Annotated in this window: 12 protein-coding genes; 7 read left to right on the plus strand and 5 right to left on the minus strand. The window is 71.5% G+C overall.

Translation table 11 applies throughout. The features are described from left to right. Both H0488_RS05560 and metG read left to right on the plus strand, forming a co-directional pair. Nucleotides 1-905 (plus strand): N-acetylmuramoyl-L-alanine amidase (locus H0488_RS05560; protein WP_183098294.1); only part of this gene is annotated, 905 nt, incomplete at its 5' end. A 227-nt stretch (nt 906-1,132) separates the two neighbouring features. After that, nucleotides 1,133-2,926 carry a methionine--tRNA ligase gene (gene metG, locus H0488_RS05565; protein ID WP_183098295.1) on the plus strand — a complete coding sequence of 598 codons (1,794 nt, stop codon included), beginning with the start codon at nt 1,133-1,135 and terminating at the stop codon, nt 2,924-2,926. A 15-nt stretch (nt 2,927-2,941) separates the two neighbouring features. Here metG and H0488_RS24945 read toward each other — a convergent pair whose 3' ends face one another. Then, entirely contained in the window at nt 2,942-5,041 is a 2,100-nt protein-coding gene (locus tag H0488_RS24945) for an AfsR/SARP family transcriptional regulator (RefSeq protein ID WP_183098296.1), read from the minus strand. Nucleotides 5,042-5,154: 113 nt separating this feature from the next. Between H0488_RS24945 and H0488_RS05575 the strand changes: the two genes are divergently transcribed. Genes H0488_RS05575 through secA form a run of 4 tightly spaced genes read left to right on the plus strand, consistent with a single transcriptional unit; the run spans nt 5,155 to nt 10,815 of the window. Further along, complete coding sequence (locus H0488_RS05575; RefSeq protein ID WP_183098297.1) at nt 5,155-6,057, plus strand: GNAT family N-acetyltransferase; 903 nt, start codon at nt 5,155-5,157, stop codon at nt 6,055-6,057. Between the two features lie 34 nt (nt 6,058-6,091). Continuing rightward, nucleotides 6,092-7,462, plus strand: coding sequence for a bifunctional tetrahydrofolate synthase/dihydrofolate synthase (folC, locus tag H0488_RS05580; protein WP_183098298.1), 1,371 nt, complete (start codon nt 6,092-6,094; stop codon nt 7,460-7,462). Then, a complete protein-coding gene (locus tag H0488_RS05585) occupies nt 7,459-7,860 on the plus strand; it encodes a DUF4233 domain-containing protein (protein ID WP_312856226.1) in 402 nt (133 codons plus the stop codon). The genes folC and H0488_RS05585 overlap by 4 nt, the downstream gene beginning before the upstream one ends. A gap of 24 nt (nt 7,861-7,884) precedes the next feature. Then, a complete protein-coding gene (gene secA / locus H0488_RS05590) occupies nt 7,885-10,815 on the plus strand; it encodes a preprotein translocase subunit SecA (protein ID WP_183098299.1) in 2,931 nt (976 codons plus the stop codon). A gap of 97 nt (nt 10,816-10,912) precedes the next feature. Here secA and H0488_RS05595 read toward each other — a convergent pair whose 3' ends face one another. The 3 genes from H0488_RS05595 to H0488_RS05605 form a co-directional block, all read right to left on the minus strand. Next, nucleotides 10,913-12,115: an SGNH/GDSL hydrolase family protein gene (locus H0488_RS05595; protein ID WP_183098300.1), complete on the minus strand. Its 1,203-nt coding sequence runs from the start codon at nt 12,113-12,115 to the stop codon at nt 10,913-10,915. A 119-nt stretch (nt 12,116-12,234) separates the two neighbouring features. Continuing rightward, nucleotides 12,235-12,741, minus strand: coding sequence for an Rv3235 family protein (locus tag H0488_RS05600; protein ID WP_183098301.1), 507 nt, complete (start codon nt 12,739-12,741; stop codon nt 12,235-12,237). A gap of 44 nt (nt 12,742-12,785) precedes the next feature. Then, the gene (locus H0488_RS05605) at nt 12,786-13,472 is read right to left on the minus strand and encodes a LysM peptidoglycan-binding domain-containing protein (RefSeq protein WP_183098302.1); all 687 of its coding nucleotides are present in this window, start codon (nt 13,470-13,472) and stop codon (nt 12,786-12,788) included. Nucleotides 13,473-13,574: 102 nt separating this feature from the next. Between H0488_RS05605 and H0488_RS05610 the strand changes: the two genes are divergently transcribed. Then, complete coding sequence (locus tag H0488_RS05610; protein ID WP_183098303.1) at nt 13,575-14,117, plus strand: hypothetical protein; 543 nt, start codon at nt 13,575-13,577, stop codon at nt 14,115-14,117. 63 nt (nt 14,118-14,180) lie between these two features. On the opposite strand, the gene H0488_RS05615 is transcribed toward H0488_RS05610, so the two are convergent. Then, on the minus strand, nt 14,181-14,516 hold the full coding sequence (locus H0488_RS05615) for a sec-independent translocase (RefSeq protein ID WP_183098304.1): 336 nt from the start codon (nt 14,514-14,516) through the stop codon (nt 14,181-14,183). Nucleotides 14,517-14,542: the final 26 nt, after the last annotated feature.

Here is a 14,542-nt window from a genome sequence, read left to right on the forward strand (position 1 = left end):
GCGGGGACGGGCGGGCCCGCGCCCGCTGGCGTCGCGAGACCGGTGGCTGGACCGAGTGGCACCGCCTGCCGCGACTCGTGCACGGACCGGACGCCGACTCGGTCGAGGCTGCGGCCGCCACCCCGGCGACCGACCTGGTCTGGACGGGACCGAGCGACGCCGTCCAGGTCGAGGTGACCGGCGACCAGCGCGACCCGGTGCTCGCGCTGCTGCTCCCGCGTCGGCGCGCGAAGGACGCGCTCGCCCGGCCGGCGACCCAGGCTCACGAGCCCGGTGCCCGGGAGGAGGGCGGGGTCCCGATGCCGGGCCTCTACTACCGCAGGGCGTGGAACCCCGACCCGCGGCTGCGCAACGGCCGGCCGGAGTACAACCGACGGATCCGGCAGGTGCACGTGCACCACACGGTCAACAGCAACGACTACGCCCGCGCCGACGTGCCCGGCCTGATCCGGGCGATGTACCGCTACCACACCCGCAACCTCGGCTGGTCCGACATCGGCTACAACTTCCTCGTCGACCGGTTCGGCCGCCTGTGGGAGGGCCGGGCAGGCGGTCCGCGGCGTCCGGTGCGGGGTGCGCACACGCTCGGCTTCAACCACGCCTCAGTCGGAGTCGCGGCGATCGGCAACTTCGAGGACGGCCGCGTGCCGAAGGCCGTCGTCCGCGCCCTGGTGCGGGTGGCCGCGTGGAAGCTCGACATGTACGGCGACCGCGACCCCCGCCGCACCGTGTGGATCAAGTCGTCGGGGAGCGACAAGTTCCGCTACGGGAAGCTCGTCGAGCTCCCCACCATCGACGGCCACCGCGACACCAACGACACCGCGTGCCCCGGTGGCGACCTGTACGTCGCCCTGCCGCGGGTGCGTCGCCGTACCGCCCGGCGGATGAGGCAGTTTCGCCGTTGAGCCGGTGATTGAGGTGCGAGCGAAGCATGCTGCTGCCGGTGGTTGAGGTGCGAGCGAAGCATGCTGCTGCCGGTGGTTGAGGTGCGAGCGAAGCATGCTGCTGCCGGTGGTTGAGGTGCGAGCGAAGCATGCTGCTGCCGGTGGTTGAGGTGCGAGCGAAGCATGCTGCTGCCGGTGGTTGAGGTGCGAGCGAAGCGAGCCTCGAAACCACCCCTAGGATTCGGCCCATGAGTCGAGTCCTGTCCGCCGTCGCCTGGCCCTACGCCAACGGCCCCCGCCACATCGGCCACGTCGCCGGTTTCGGCGTGCCCTCCGACGTCTTCTCGCGCTACATGCGGATGGCCGGCCACGACGTGCTGATGGTCTCGGGCTCCGACGAGCACGGCACCCCGATGCTGATCGCTGCCGACGAGGAGGGGATCGCGCCGCAGCAGCTCGTCGACCGCAACCACCGGCTCATCGTCGAGGACTTCGTCGCCCTCGGGCTCAGCTACGACCTCTACACGCGCACCACCACGCACAACCACGAGGCAGTGGTGCAGGAGATGTTCCTCGGCGTCCACAGGAACGGCTACTTCCTCGAGCAGACCACCTACGGCGCGATCTCGCCGTCGACCGGCCGCACCCTGCCCGACCGCTACATCGAGGGCATCTGCCCGATCTGCGGCTACGACGGCGCCCGGGGCGACCAGTGCGACAACTGCGGCAACCAGCTCGACCCGCAGGACCTCAAGAACCCCCGGAGCCGGATCAACGGCGAGACTCCGGAGTTCGTCGAGACCCAGCACTTCTTCCTCGACCTGCCGGCGCTGGCCGACGCCCTCGGCGCGTGGCTCGACGAGCGCGAGGCGACCGGCCTGTGGCGGCCGAACGTCATCCGCTTCTCCAAGAACATCCTCGAGGAGATCCGGCCGCGCGCGATGACCCGCGACATCGACTGGGGCATCACCATCCCGCTCGACGGCTGGCGCGACAACCCGACCAAGAAGCTCTACGTCTGGTTCGACGCGGTCATCGGCTACCTCTCCGCGTCCATCGAGTGGGCCCGCCGCACCGGCGAGCCCGAGCGCTGGCGCGAGTGGTGGGGTGACCCGGAAGCGGTGTCGTACTACTTCATGGGCAAGGACAACATCACCTTCCACAGCCAGATCTGGCCCGCCGAGCTGCTGGCCTACTCCGGCAAGGGCGACAAGGGCGGCACCGCCGGCCCGTACGGCGAGCTGAACCTGCCCACCGAGGTCGTGAGCTCGGAGTTCCTCACCATGGAGGGCAGGAAGTTCTCGTCGTCCAAGAAGGTCGTCATCTACGTGCGCGACCTGCTCAGCCGCTACCAGCCCGATGCGTTCCGCTACTTCGTCGCCGCTGCCGGTCCGGAGAACCAGGACAGCGACTTCACCTGGGCGGAGTTCGTCCGTCGTACCAACGACGAGCTGGTCGCCGGCTGGGGCAACCTGGTCAACCGCACGGCCACCCTGATCCACAAGAACTTCGGCGAGATCCCGGCGCCCGGCACCCTGACCGAGGCCGACGAGCAGGCGCTGGCTGCGGCTGAGTCAGCGTTCGCGACGGTCGGTGACCTGATCGGCCGCAACCGGATGCGGCAGGCGATCGGCGAGGCGATGCGCGCGGTGGGCGAGGTCAACAAGTACGTCTCCGACCACGAGCCGTGGAAGCTGAAGGGCGAGGAGGAGCGGGAGCGGCTCGCGACCATCCTGCACGTCGCCGCCCAGTGCGTCGCCGACCTCAACCTGGTGCTGTCGCCGTTCCTCCCGTTCTCCGCCAACGACGTCGACCGGGCGCTCGGCGGCCCGGGCGCGGTCGCCCCGATGCCGCGGATCGAGGAGGCGGACGACCTCGACGGCGGTGCGCCGTACCCGATCATCACCGGTGACTACAGCGGCTTCCCCGAGTGGCGACGCCACCGGATCGAGCCGGGCGTGCCGGTGGGCAAGCCGACGCCGGTCTTCACCAAGCTCGACCCCGCGATCGTCGACGAGGAGCTCGCCCGGCTCGAGGGCTGACCGCCGCCGGGTGGGTCAGCCGATCGCGTCGAACGGCGTCGGCTCGACCTCGAGCTCGGCCATCCGCGCGGCGTAGGCGCGGTACGCCCGCCGGGCCTCGCCGTGGCGACGCGCCTGGGAGAGCACCCGGACCAGGTCGAGGTGGGTGGGCTCGTCGTACGGGTCCTCGGCGATCACGGCCATCAGCCAGCCGACGGCCTGCTCGGTCTCGCCGGCCTCGACCAGCCGTCCGGTCAGCGTCCGCTTGACCTCGACCGCGAGCCGGAGCAGCTCGTCGTGGGTGTCCTCCGCCCAGCCCTCGGGTGTCTCGTCGGCCAGGAACGGCGCCGGGTGGAGGGACGCCGCCGCCTGCAGGAGGGGTACGGCGTCCGCCGATCCCGCGCGTGCTGCGTCGAGCGCGGCCCGCGCGACCCGCTCGAACTCGACGATGTCGATGCTCACGGTGGCCGGATCGGGCCGGGCGTGGCTCCGGTCCGAGGCGAGGTAGCGGTCGGCGTCGTACCTGCGTTCCGGGTCGAGGACGGCCCGTGCTGTCGACAGCGCCACCGACAGCCGGCCCGAGGTGTCCTGCACGCCCGGCCACAGCAGCTCGGCCAGCGCGGCGCGGCTCATCGCCCGCCCCCGGCGGGCGGCCAGCACCTGGACCAGCTGCCGGCTCTTGCGGGAGGGCCACGCCGACGCGGGAACCGCGGTGCCGTTGACCGAGACGGCGAAGGTGCCGAACGTGCGGATCGCGACCTCGGGTGCGGTGGCCGCGCCGATCACGTGCAGCGGACCCGCGATCCGGTCGGCGTCGGAGCGCACACCCAGGGCGTTGAGCGCCTGTCGGCCGGCCTCCTCGGCTCCGCGGTCGCCGGACAGCCGCGCGGTGACGATCCGGTTGACCGCGCTCCGGATCGCGCTGCCGACCTCGTGCCACGCGTCGGCGGCCTCCGCGAGCTGGCCGAGCGCCGCATGGGCGTCGCCGGTGCTGGACCAGCGGGTGAGCGCTCGCAGCTCGAGCGCGTCGGCGAGCTCGGCGAGCTGGTCGCGGCGGCCGGCCTCGGAGAGCGCGCGGTCCGCCCACATCTCGGCTGCCTCGAGGTCGCCCTGCCCGAGCGCGATCCAGCCGGCGGCGCGCAGCACGATCACGTCGCCGACGGTGTGCGGCTGGTCGAGCGCCCGCTTGGCGTAGGAGTGCGACGCCGGCGGGTCGTCGGCGACGACGGTCTCGGCGAGTCCTGCCAACGCCGGCCCGAGCACCTGCGCGTTGCCGGCGGCCTCGGCCCGTTCGACGGCTTCGCGGTACTTCGCGTTCGCGCGGGTCGCGTTGCCCCGCACCCGGTGGGCGTCGGCCTCGAGCAGCAGGGCGAAGGCCAGCAGGTGGGCGGCGTCGGCCTGCCGGAACTGGTCGGTCGCGATCGCGATCTCGCCGACGGCCTCCTCCAGCCGACCGAGCCCCAGCAGCGCCTCGGCGCGGTTGACGCTGACCATCGCGCTGGCCAGACCGACGGCATGGTCCTCGCTCACCGCGACGGCGTGGTCGAGCTCGTCCAGCGCCTGCCGGAACCGCCCGGTCTCGACGTACCGGGAGCCGAGGTTGTTGCGCACCCGCACCACGGTGACCGCGTCGCCCGCCCGCTCCGCGTGCACCAGCGCCTTCTGGTAGGCGATCAGGTTGGCGGCCCGGTCGCCGGCGTGCGCCGACACCAGTCCGGTCGCCACCCAGGCCGCGCCGAGGGCGCCCTCGTCGCCGCACGCCTGCGCCGCCTCCATCGCCGCCTCGGCAAGTCGGCGGCCCTCCTCGGAGTTGCCCTGGGCCCACAGCACCGACGCGTGCCCGGCGAGGAACCGGGCCCGGTCGACGGGGTCGGGGTCGGGATCCGCGGCGGCGGCCTCGAAGTAGGTGAGCGCGGTCGAGTACTCGCCGCGGTAGTGGTGGGCGGTCCCGATCCGCCAACCGGCCGCCATCGGCAGCACGGAGCCACTCGCGAGGACCTCGCCCAGCAGCACGGCCGCCCGTTCCAGCAGGTCGCCTCGGGTGCCGCCGATCAGCTCGTCGCCGTAGGTGCGCGCCAACGCCTCAGCCGCGGCCGCCGGCGAAGCGGCGTCGCGGTCTGACAGCTCTGCGGACACGTGACCAGTCCGTCCTGAGAGGGGGCTTCGCCAAGGAGACTAAACCGATGGATACCGCCGTGTTTGCGGAATTCGGTTGCTCGTCGGAATCGGTGGGTGTGACGCTCACAGGCATGGCGAGCCAGTTCGAGGTCACGTTCGACGACGACCCCGCTCGGTTCCTCGAGCGGGCGGGTGCCTGGCTCGCGGCCGAGCCGGTCGTGTCCACCGTCGTTGCGACCATCGCCGAGCGGCTGGCACAGGCCGCCAGGACAGGTGCGCGCATCCTGGACGCGCCGTACTCCTGGTTCGCGGTGGTGACCGACGCCGCCGGGGAGATCGCCGGGGTCGCGATGCGCACCGCCCCGTTCGCGCCGTACCCGCCCTACCTGCTGGCGATGCCCGACGGCGCCGCCGCGGCCCTCGCCGACGCGCTGGTCGACCGGGGCGAGGAGGTCGGCGGCGCCAACGGCGCGCTGCCGGCGACGGAGGCGTTCGCCGCGCGCATCGTCGACCGCTCGGGCGGGGACGTCGAGGTGCGCATGCACACCCGGCTGTTCGAGCTCGGGACGCTCGTCGACCCGGCGCCGGCACGCGGTCGGCTCCGTCTCGCGTACGACGAGGAGGCCCCCCTCGCTCTCGACTGGTTCCACCGGTTCCACGTCGACGCCGACGAGCAGGCGGGCCACCACGGGCACGCCAGCCGCGCCGAGGGCACCACGATGGACGACGTCCGCGACCGGATCCGGAACGGCCGGATCTGGATGTGGGTCGACGACGGTGACACGCCCCGCCACCTGACCGGGGCCAACCCGCCGGCGTACGGCGTGTCCCGGATCGGACCGGTCTACACGCCCAAGGAGCACCGTGGCCGCGGCTATGCGAGCGCCGCGGTGGCCGAGGTGTCGCGGCTGCTGCAGGCGGACGGCATCCGGGTCAGCCTGTTCACGGACCAGGCGAATCCCACGTCCAACCGGATCTATGTCGCGCTCGGCTTCGAGCCCGTGGTCGACATGGTGGAGCTGACGATCCAGTAGTCGGAGGTGGGCGGCCCTAGACTCAGCCCTCGCCATGACCGACACCCCTGACGAGTCCGCCGCGCCCGCCCGCCTCGCCGAGACCTTCGCCGAGGCGGAAGACGCGCTGCTCAGCCGCTGGCCCGAGACCCGGCTCGAGCCGTCCCTCGACCGGATCCGCGCGTTCACCGAGCTGCTCGGCGACCCGCAGCGCACCTACCGCTCGATCCACCTCACCGGAACCAACGGCAAGACGTCCACCGCGCGCATGGTCGACACCCTGCTGCGGACCCTGGAGCTGCGGACCGGCCGGTTCACCAGTCCGCACGTGGAGCGGATGAGCGAGCGGATCAGCATCGACGGCGAGCCGCTCGACGACGAGGCGTTCGTGCGGGCGTTCAACGAGATCGCGGCGTACACGCACCTGGTCGACGCCAGCGAGCCCTACCCGCTCTCGTTCTTCGAGACCGTCGTCGGGATGGCGTACGCGGCCTTCGCCGACGCGCCCGTCGACGTCGCGGTCGTCGAGGTCGGCATGGGCGGGTCCTGGGACGCGACCAACGTGATCGACGCCGATGTCGCGGTCGTGACCCCGATCGCGGTCGACCACACGCAGTACCTCGGCACGACGGCGGCGGCGATCGCGCTCGAGAAGGCCGGGATCATCAAGCCCGGTGCCACCGCCGTGCTCGCGCAGCAGACGCCCGAGGTCGCCGAGGTGCTGCTCGCCCGGGCGGCCGAGGTCGGCGCGACCGTCGTCCGTGAGGGTCTCGACTTCGGGGTCGTGGCCCGGGTGCCGGCGGTCGGCGGCCAGGCCGTCACCATCCGCGGCCTGCGCGGGGAGTACGACGAGCTCTTCCTCCCCCTCTACGGCGCCCACCAGGCGCAGAACGCCGCGACCGCGCTGGCGGCCGTCGAGGCGCTGATCGGCGGCGCCGAGCCGCTGTCCGACGACGTCGTCCGCCACGCCTTCGCGGAGATGACGTCGCCCGGCCGGCTCGAGGTCGTCCGCCGCAGCCCGACCATCGTGCTCGACGCCGCCCACAACCCGGCGGGCGCGGAGGCCACCGCTGCCGCGCTCGACGACTCCTTCCGGTTCGACCCGCTGATCGGGGTCGTCGGCGTGATGAGCGACAAGGACGCCGAGGGGCTGCTCGCCGCGTTCGAGCCGCACCTCGCCCACGTCGTGGTCACCCAGAACTCCACCGCCCGCGCGATGCCCGCCGACCAGCTCGCCGTGACCGCGGTCCAGGTCTTTGGCGAGGACCGGGTCACGGTGGTGCCGCGGCTCGCCGACGCGATCGACGAGGCGGCCGCCCGGGCCGAAGCCGGAGCGAACGACTCGCTCGCGTCCGGGGCGGTCCTGGTGACCGGGTCCGTGATCACGGTGGGCGAGGCGCGCACGCTGCTCGGCGGTCGCAAGTGAGGTCGCCCCGGCGCTCCCTGTGCGCGGCCGTGCTCGCGCTCGAGGCGATCACGGTCGGCCTGACCGTGCCGGTCATGATCACTCTCGCCGACGTCCCGCGGGGCACCGCACTGACCCTCGGCCTCGGCCTCGCGGTCGCCTGTCTCGTCGTCGCCGGGATGCTGCGCGCCGAGTGGGCCTACTGGCTCGGGCACGCGGTCCAGGTCGCGGCGGTCGCCCTCGGCTTCGTCGTGTCCCTCATGTTCGTGCTCGGCCCCCTCTTCGCGCTGCTCTGGGGCACCGCGTTCGGCCTCGGCCGCAAGATCGAGCGGGAGCGCGCGGAGGCGTACGCCGCGTTCGCGGCGGGCGAGGCTGCCGGTGAGCCGGATCGTGAGCCCGATCACGAATCGGAGTCCTAACCCGCGCTGGGTAGAGTTGCCGCCGTGCCAGTGATCATCGACAAGCTCCTCCGCATCGGAGAGGGCAAGATCCTCCGCCAGCTCGAGACGGTCGCCAAAGCCGTCAACGCCATCGAGGACGACTTCGTCGCGATGTCGGACGACGAGCTGCGGGGGATGACCGACGAGTTCAAGAAGCGCCTGGCCGACGGTGAGACGCTCGACGACATCATGCCGGAGGCGTTCGCGACGGTCCGCGAGGCCGCGAAGCGGGTCATCGGCCAGCGACACTTCGACGTCCAGATCATGGGCGGCGCGGCGCTGCACATGGGCAACATCGCCGAGATGAAGACCGGCGAGGGCAAGACCCTGGTCGCCACGCTGCCGTCGTACCTCAACGCGCTCGCGGGCGAGGGCGTCCACGTGGTCACGGTCAACGACTACCTGGCGAAGTACCACGCCGAGTGGATGGGCCGGATCCACCACTTCCTCGGCCTGACGACCGGCGTGATCCTGCCGCAGATGCGGCCCGCGCAGCGGCGCGAGGCCTATGCCTGCGACATCACCTACGGCACCAACAACGAGCTCGGCTTCGACTACCTGCGCGACAACATGGCGGGGTCGATCGAGGACTGCGTCCAGCGCAGCCACTTCTTCGCCGTCGTCGACGAGGTCGACTCGATCCTCATCGACGAGGCGCGGACCCCGCTGATCATCAGCGGTCCGACCCAGGACGAGGTCAAGTGGTACGGCGAGTTCGCCAAGATCGCCCAGAAGCTGACCCGCGACGTCGACTACGAGGTCGACGAGAAGAAGCGCACGATCTCGGTGCTCGAGCCGGGCATCACGGTCGTCGAGGACCACCTCGGCATCGAGAACCTCTACGAGGCTGCCAACACGCCTCTCATCTCCTTCCTGCACAACTCCATCAAGGCCAAGGAGCTGTTCCGCAACGACAAGGAGTACGTCGTCATGAACGGCGAGGTGCTCATCGTCGACGAGCACACCGGCCGCATGCTCGCCGGCCGCCGCTACAACGACGGGCTCCACCAGGCGATCGAGGCAAAGGAGGGTGTGAAGGTCCGCGAGGAGTACCAGACCCTCGCGACGGTCACCCTGCAGAACTACTTCCGCCTCTACAAGAAGCTCTCCGGCATGACCGGCACCGCGCTCACCGAGGCGTCCGAGTTCGACAAGATCTACGGCCTCGGCGTGGTCCCGATCCCGACCAACAAGCCGATGGTCCGGATGGACCAGTCCGACCTCGTCTACCGAACCGAGGAAGCCAAGTACAACGCCGTCGTCGACGACATCGTCGAGCGACACGAGAAGGGTCAGCCGGTCCTCGTCGGCACCGTCTCGGTCGAGAAGTCGGAGTACCTCTCCCAGGCGCTGACCAAGCGCGGCGTCCCGCACTCGGTCCTCAACGCCAAGGTGCACGCCGACGAGGCGAAGATCGTCGCGCTGGCCGGCCACAAGGGGGCGGTGACGGTCGCGACCAACATGGCCGGTCGCGGCACCGACATCATGCTCGGCGGGTCCGTCGAGTTCCTCGCCGACCAGGAGCTGCGCAAGCAGGGCCTCGAGCCGACCGGCGAGACCGCCGACCAGTACGACGCCGCATGGCCCGCGATGGTCGAGCGGATCCAGGACGAGGTCGCTGCCGAGCACGACGCGGTCCGCGAGCTGGGCGGCCTCTACGTGATCGGCACCGAGCGGCACGAGTCCCGCCGCATCGACAACCAGCTGCGCGGTCGCTCCGGCCGACAGGGCGACCCGGGCGAGTCCCGCTTCTACCTGTCGCTGCAGGACGAGCTGATGCGGCTCTTCAAGTCCGACTGGGTCGACCGGGTGCTCCTCATGCTCAAGATCCCGGACGACGTCCCGATCGAGAACAAGCGGGTCACCAGCGCGATCGCCAACGCCCAGGGCCAGGTCGAGTCGCAGAACTTCGAGTCCCGCAAGAACGTCCTGAAGTACGACGACGTGATGGACCGGCAGCGCAAGGTCATCTACGCCGAGCGCCGCGAGGTGCTCGAGGGCGTCAACCTCGAGGACCAGATCCGGACCTTCATCGACGACGTCGTCACCGGCTTCGTCAGCGGCTCGCTCGACCAGTTCTCCGAGGAGTGGGACCTCGAGCAGCTGTGGACCGACCTCAAGCAGTTCTGGCCGGTCTCGCTCGACCTTGAGGCGACCCGCGAGGAGATCGGCAGCCACGCCGTGCTCCACAAGGACGACCTGATCGAGAAGCTCAAGGCCGACGCCCACGCCGCCTACGACCGCCGCGAGGAGGAGGTCGGCGAGGAGGTCATGCGCGAGCTCGAGCGCCGGGTGCTGCTCTCGGTCCTGGACCGGAAGTGGCGCGAGCACCTCTACGAGATGGACTACCTCCGCGAGGGCATCTACCTGCGTGCCTACTCGCAGCGTGACCCGCTGGTCGAGTACCAGCGCGAGGGCTACGACATGTTCGCCGCGATGATGGACGGCATCAAGGAGGAGACCGTCGGGTTCCTCTTCAACCTGGAGGTCCAGGTCGAGGAGGACGAGCCGGAGTTCCACTACCACGCAGACGGCTCCCGCCACGCCGGCCCGATGCACGAGGGCGCCCTCGCCGAGCCGCCGGTCGGTGTCGGTGCGCAGGGGCCCGGCCTCGGCGACATCGCCGCCGCCCTCAAGTCGTCGGAGGCCGACGAGGAGGAGCCGATGCGCCGCGAGCTCCCGTCGCAGTCCAACGCGCCGCTGATCAAGGCCAAGGGACTCGAGGCGCCCAAGCAGCCCCAGTTCCTGTCCTACTCCGCGCCGAGCGACGTGACGGGGGAGCCCGAGGTCCGGTCGACGACGGTGTCCAACGCCGACGACGAGTTCGCCGACATCGGCCGCAACCAGCTGTGCCCCTGCGGCTCCGGCAAGAAGTTCAAGCGCTGCCACGGAGCCCCGGGTGGGCCGACCGGCCTCACCGCCCGCATCAGCTGACGCTGACCCGGCTCGAACTCAGCCCACAACCACGCCGACCCGTCAGAAACTTTCTGACGGGGCGGCGGGATTTCGAGCGGAGTTTGTGCCGGGTCGGCTACTGGAGGGTCATCCGGGGCTCGCCGTTGAGCAGACCGGTGCCGCTGCGGGTGCAGGTGCCGCCGCGGGGGGTGCCGCCGTTGTAGGCCTGGCGGACGCAGGAGCGTACGGCGAGCTGACCCCAGTAGTTGGGATGGAACGACTCCTGGATGTAGTACGGGCTGCTCGAGCAGCAGGTCGAGACGGTGCGGATCTGGTTGACCCACTCGGTCCGGTCGACCGCGCCGGCCGACTGCCAGTTGGCGAGGCCGACCTCCTCGTAGAGCCCGACGCCCGACTCGCACAGCCGACGACCGTTGAGGGTGTTCGCGAGGTTGAGCACCTTGGCGTTGCCGATGCCGGCCTGCGTGATCGCACCGGTCACGGCGTTGTTGATGGTGGGGAGCGCGTAGCTGTTGGCCCAGTCGGCGTCGGCGTTCCAGAAGCCGCAGCCGCCGGTGCTCTGCCGCGTGTAGCCGCTCTGGCTGTAGCGGAATCCGGACCCGTTGGGGATCGGCGACGGGTAGGTCTGCACGAGCATCGTCCACTGCGAGTCGGCGTACCCGGCGTTGCGCATCGCGGTGCGCACGTTGACGAGCGCGTTGGCGATCCGGGTCTTCACCGTGCTGACGTTGCTGCTGGTGAAGTTGCTGGTCACGCTGCTGTCGTCCTTGCAGTAGTCGGGCCACCACGACGGCGAGGCGAGGAAGTTGGTGACGCACTGCTGGACGATGCTGGCGAAGTTGAAGTCGTTGCCGCCGATGCTGACGACGACCATCCGCACGTTGTGGGTCGCGGCGAACGTCTGCAGCGCCCGCGCCTGGCCGACGCCGGCGGTGCCGGAGTAGAAGTCGAGGCCCGGCTTGAAGTACTCGCCCGTCGCGGTCGCGGTCTTGGCGCCCGAGCAGGCGAGGTTGAGACTGTTCACACCCCCGCCGACGTGGATCTCCGCGCTCTTGCTGCGGTGGCAGCGGTTGATCGCCTCACCGGTGCCCGAGGCGTTGTCCCAGTACGCCGACGCGCCGAGCGCGTCCGCGCGAGAGCTGCTGGAGTTGGAGGATCCCGCCCAGCGTCCGGCTTCGCCGGAGATGTAGGAGTCGCCGACCGACACCACCCAGGGCGTGCCGGACCCGGGTCCGTCGGCGTGGGCCGACGGTGCGGGGAGGGGGGCGAGCAAGGTGGCTGCGACGACCGCCAGGGCGGCCACGAGCGTGCGGAACATAGATCGTCTCCTCGGGTCTTCCCTCCCCAGAGGTCCGCTTGGACCCGCGCCGAAGATAGTGACGCCCGTCACAAATGGGAAGATCTGCGGCCGAAACCGCTGAGGCCAGGAGAACCGGGTCAGGAGAAGTCCAGGGCGGAACAAACCCAGCGCTGCTCGATCCGCTCGAACCGGGCGGCCAGGGCGCGCGAGCGCTCGCCGTAGCGCACGTGCACGGCTGCCTCGACCGCGTCGGACCGCAGGAAGCAGGTGTGCACGCTGAGGACCCGGGGGCGAACGGGCTGCACCCGCGCCAGGCCGGGCTGGTGGCCGGCGGCGCGGGCTACCAGCAGCGCGCGCCGGCGCAGGTCGTCGTAGACCTCGGGCAGCGTCCAGCGCAGGAGCTGCGACACCGGCCGGTCGCCACCGACGATCTCGACCGCGGCCTGGACGAAGCGGCGGGTCCACTCCTCGACGACCGCCTGCTGGCGCCGGTCGATCGGCGCACCGGCGATGCCGAGATGGGCATCGTCGGCAGGGACCGGTGGCTCGCTGCGCGGCAGCAGGGCGAGCGCGAGAGTGCCCTGGGTCGCGGCGACGGGAACGGGAAGGCGAACTCCCTTCAGCGGATGCAGCGTGGTGCTCATGCGGTCCTCCTCGAGTGGACTCTTCGGCGGGTGGGCGGGTCAGGTCATCGCGTCGGAGGCAGCTCCAGCAGCTGGCCGGGCAGGATCAGGTCGGGGTCGGGACCGATCACCGCCAGGTTGAGCTCGTAGGTGCGGTGCCAGTAGTCGACGAGCTCGACGACGGTGGCCCGCGGCCCGAGCCGCGTCTCGGCGATGCTCCACAGCGAGTCGCCCGGCCGCACCCGGACCCGGTCGCGGGAGTCCCCGAGGTCTCGGCCGGACCGGTCGGCCCGGTCGGCCCGGTCGGTCCGGTCGGTCCGGTCGGCTGGGGGAGCAGCGTCGCCGGTGGGGCGGTCGGGCAGGGGGAGCCCCGCGAGGGACGGGGGCGCGCCCGGCTGCCGGTCGTCGGCGCTGGCCGGGCTGCTGAGGGCGACCACCCCGCATGCGGCCAGCAGCAGCAGGCGCAGCGGCCCCGTCCGACGGAGCGGACGTCGTACGCCGTCGGCCCGGGCTCGGAGGACGCCGACGACCACGTCCGTCGTGATCGCCCACAACCAGCCGGCGGCCACCACGGACGTCGCCGCGCAGGCGGTGACCAGGACCTCGGCGAAGGCAGGGCGGGAGCCCATGAGCCGGGGCACCGCCGCGAGCGCCGGGAGGCTGGCCAGGAGGACGCCGGTGGCCCCCGCGGTCGCCGCGCACCAGAGCGCGAGCCCGCGTAGCCGAACTGAGTCGCGTGCAGAAACGAACATTCCCCGAGAACCTTGCGTTTGCTTGCGTTTGCTTCAGTCTGCCTGCGTTCATCGCGACGGGTCAATGCGCTCTCCACAGCCCCGGTGTGGTGACATTGGCCCATGAGCTGGGAGGACGAGCTGTTCGCGTTGTTCGACGACCTCGAAGGTCAGGCGGGCGCGCTCGCGGCGGCTGAGCGGGGGGCGGAGCACGCCGACCGCAGCCGCGCGGAGTACCAGACCGTCACCCTCGCCAGCCGCCTGATGGCCTCCGTCGGCACCGAGCTCACCTTGACCGTCACCGGCGTCGGCGCCCTCACCGGCACCGTCGACCGGGTCGCGAGCGACTGGCTGCTGGTCTCCGCCGGCCAGCACGACTGGGTGATCAGCGCCGACGCGGTGATGACCGTCGAGCGCGCGTCGGTGCGGTCCATCCCGGAGGTCGCCTGGTCGCCGTTGGCGCGGCTCGGCCTCGGTGCGGCCCTGCGCCGGATCGCCGAGGCGGGGGAGCGCTGCCTCCTGCACCTGCGCGACGGGTCGCGCCACGAGGGCACCCTGCGCCGCATCGGCGTGGACTTCTGCGAGCTCGTCGAGGGCGACGACCGGCGGATGATCCTGGTGCCGTTCGGCGCCCTCGCCGCTGCCCAGTCCCGCGCGGAGGGCTAGGACGGCCAGCTAGGACGCCCAGCTAGGACGCCCGGCTAGGACGGCCAGCTCGAAAGGGCCGGCCTACGTCGCGTCGAGGTCGTACGGCGGCCGCTCGCCCAGCTCGAGCGGACGGCGCTCGGGCCTCGGGCCGACGGCCACGCCGTCCTCCTCCTCGGCGAGCGCCTCGGCGATGTGCTTGCGCACGATCTCGCGGGGGTCGAGGTCCCGCAGCTCGAGGTCGGCGAACTCGGGGCCGAGCTCGGAGCGCAGCTCGTCGCGGGCGTTGTTGGCGAAGTTGCGGGCCTTGCGCGCCAGCTGTCCGGCCTGCTTGGCCAGCTCCGGCAGCCGGTCGGGCCCGAAGACGAGGACGGCCAGGAACGCGATGACGACGAGCTCGCCGAATCCGATCCCGAACACCGCTGCCCCCCCGCTGCCCGCGCCCG

The sequence above is a fragment of the Nocardioides pelophilus genome, assembly GCF_014180685.1.
Lineage (GTDB): Bacteria > Actinomycetota > Actinomycetes > Propionibacteriales > Nocardioidaceae > Nocardioides > Nocardioides pelophilus.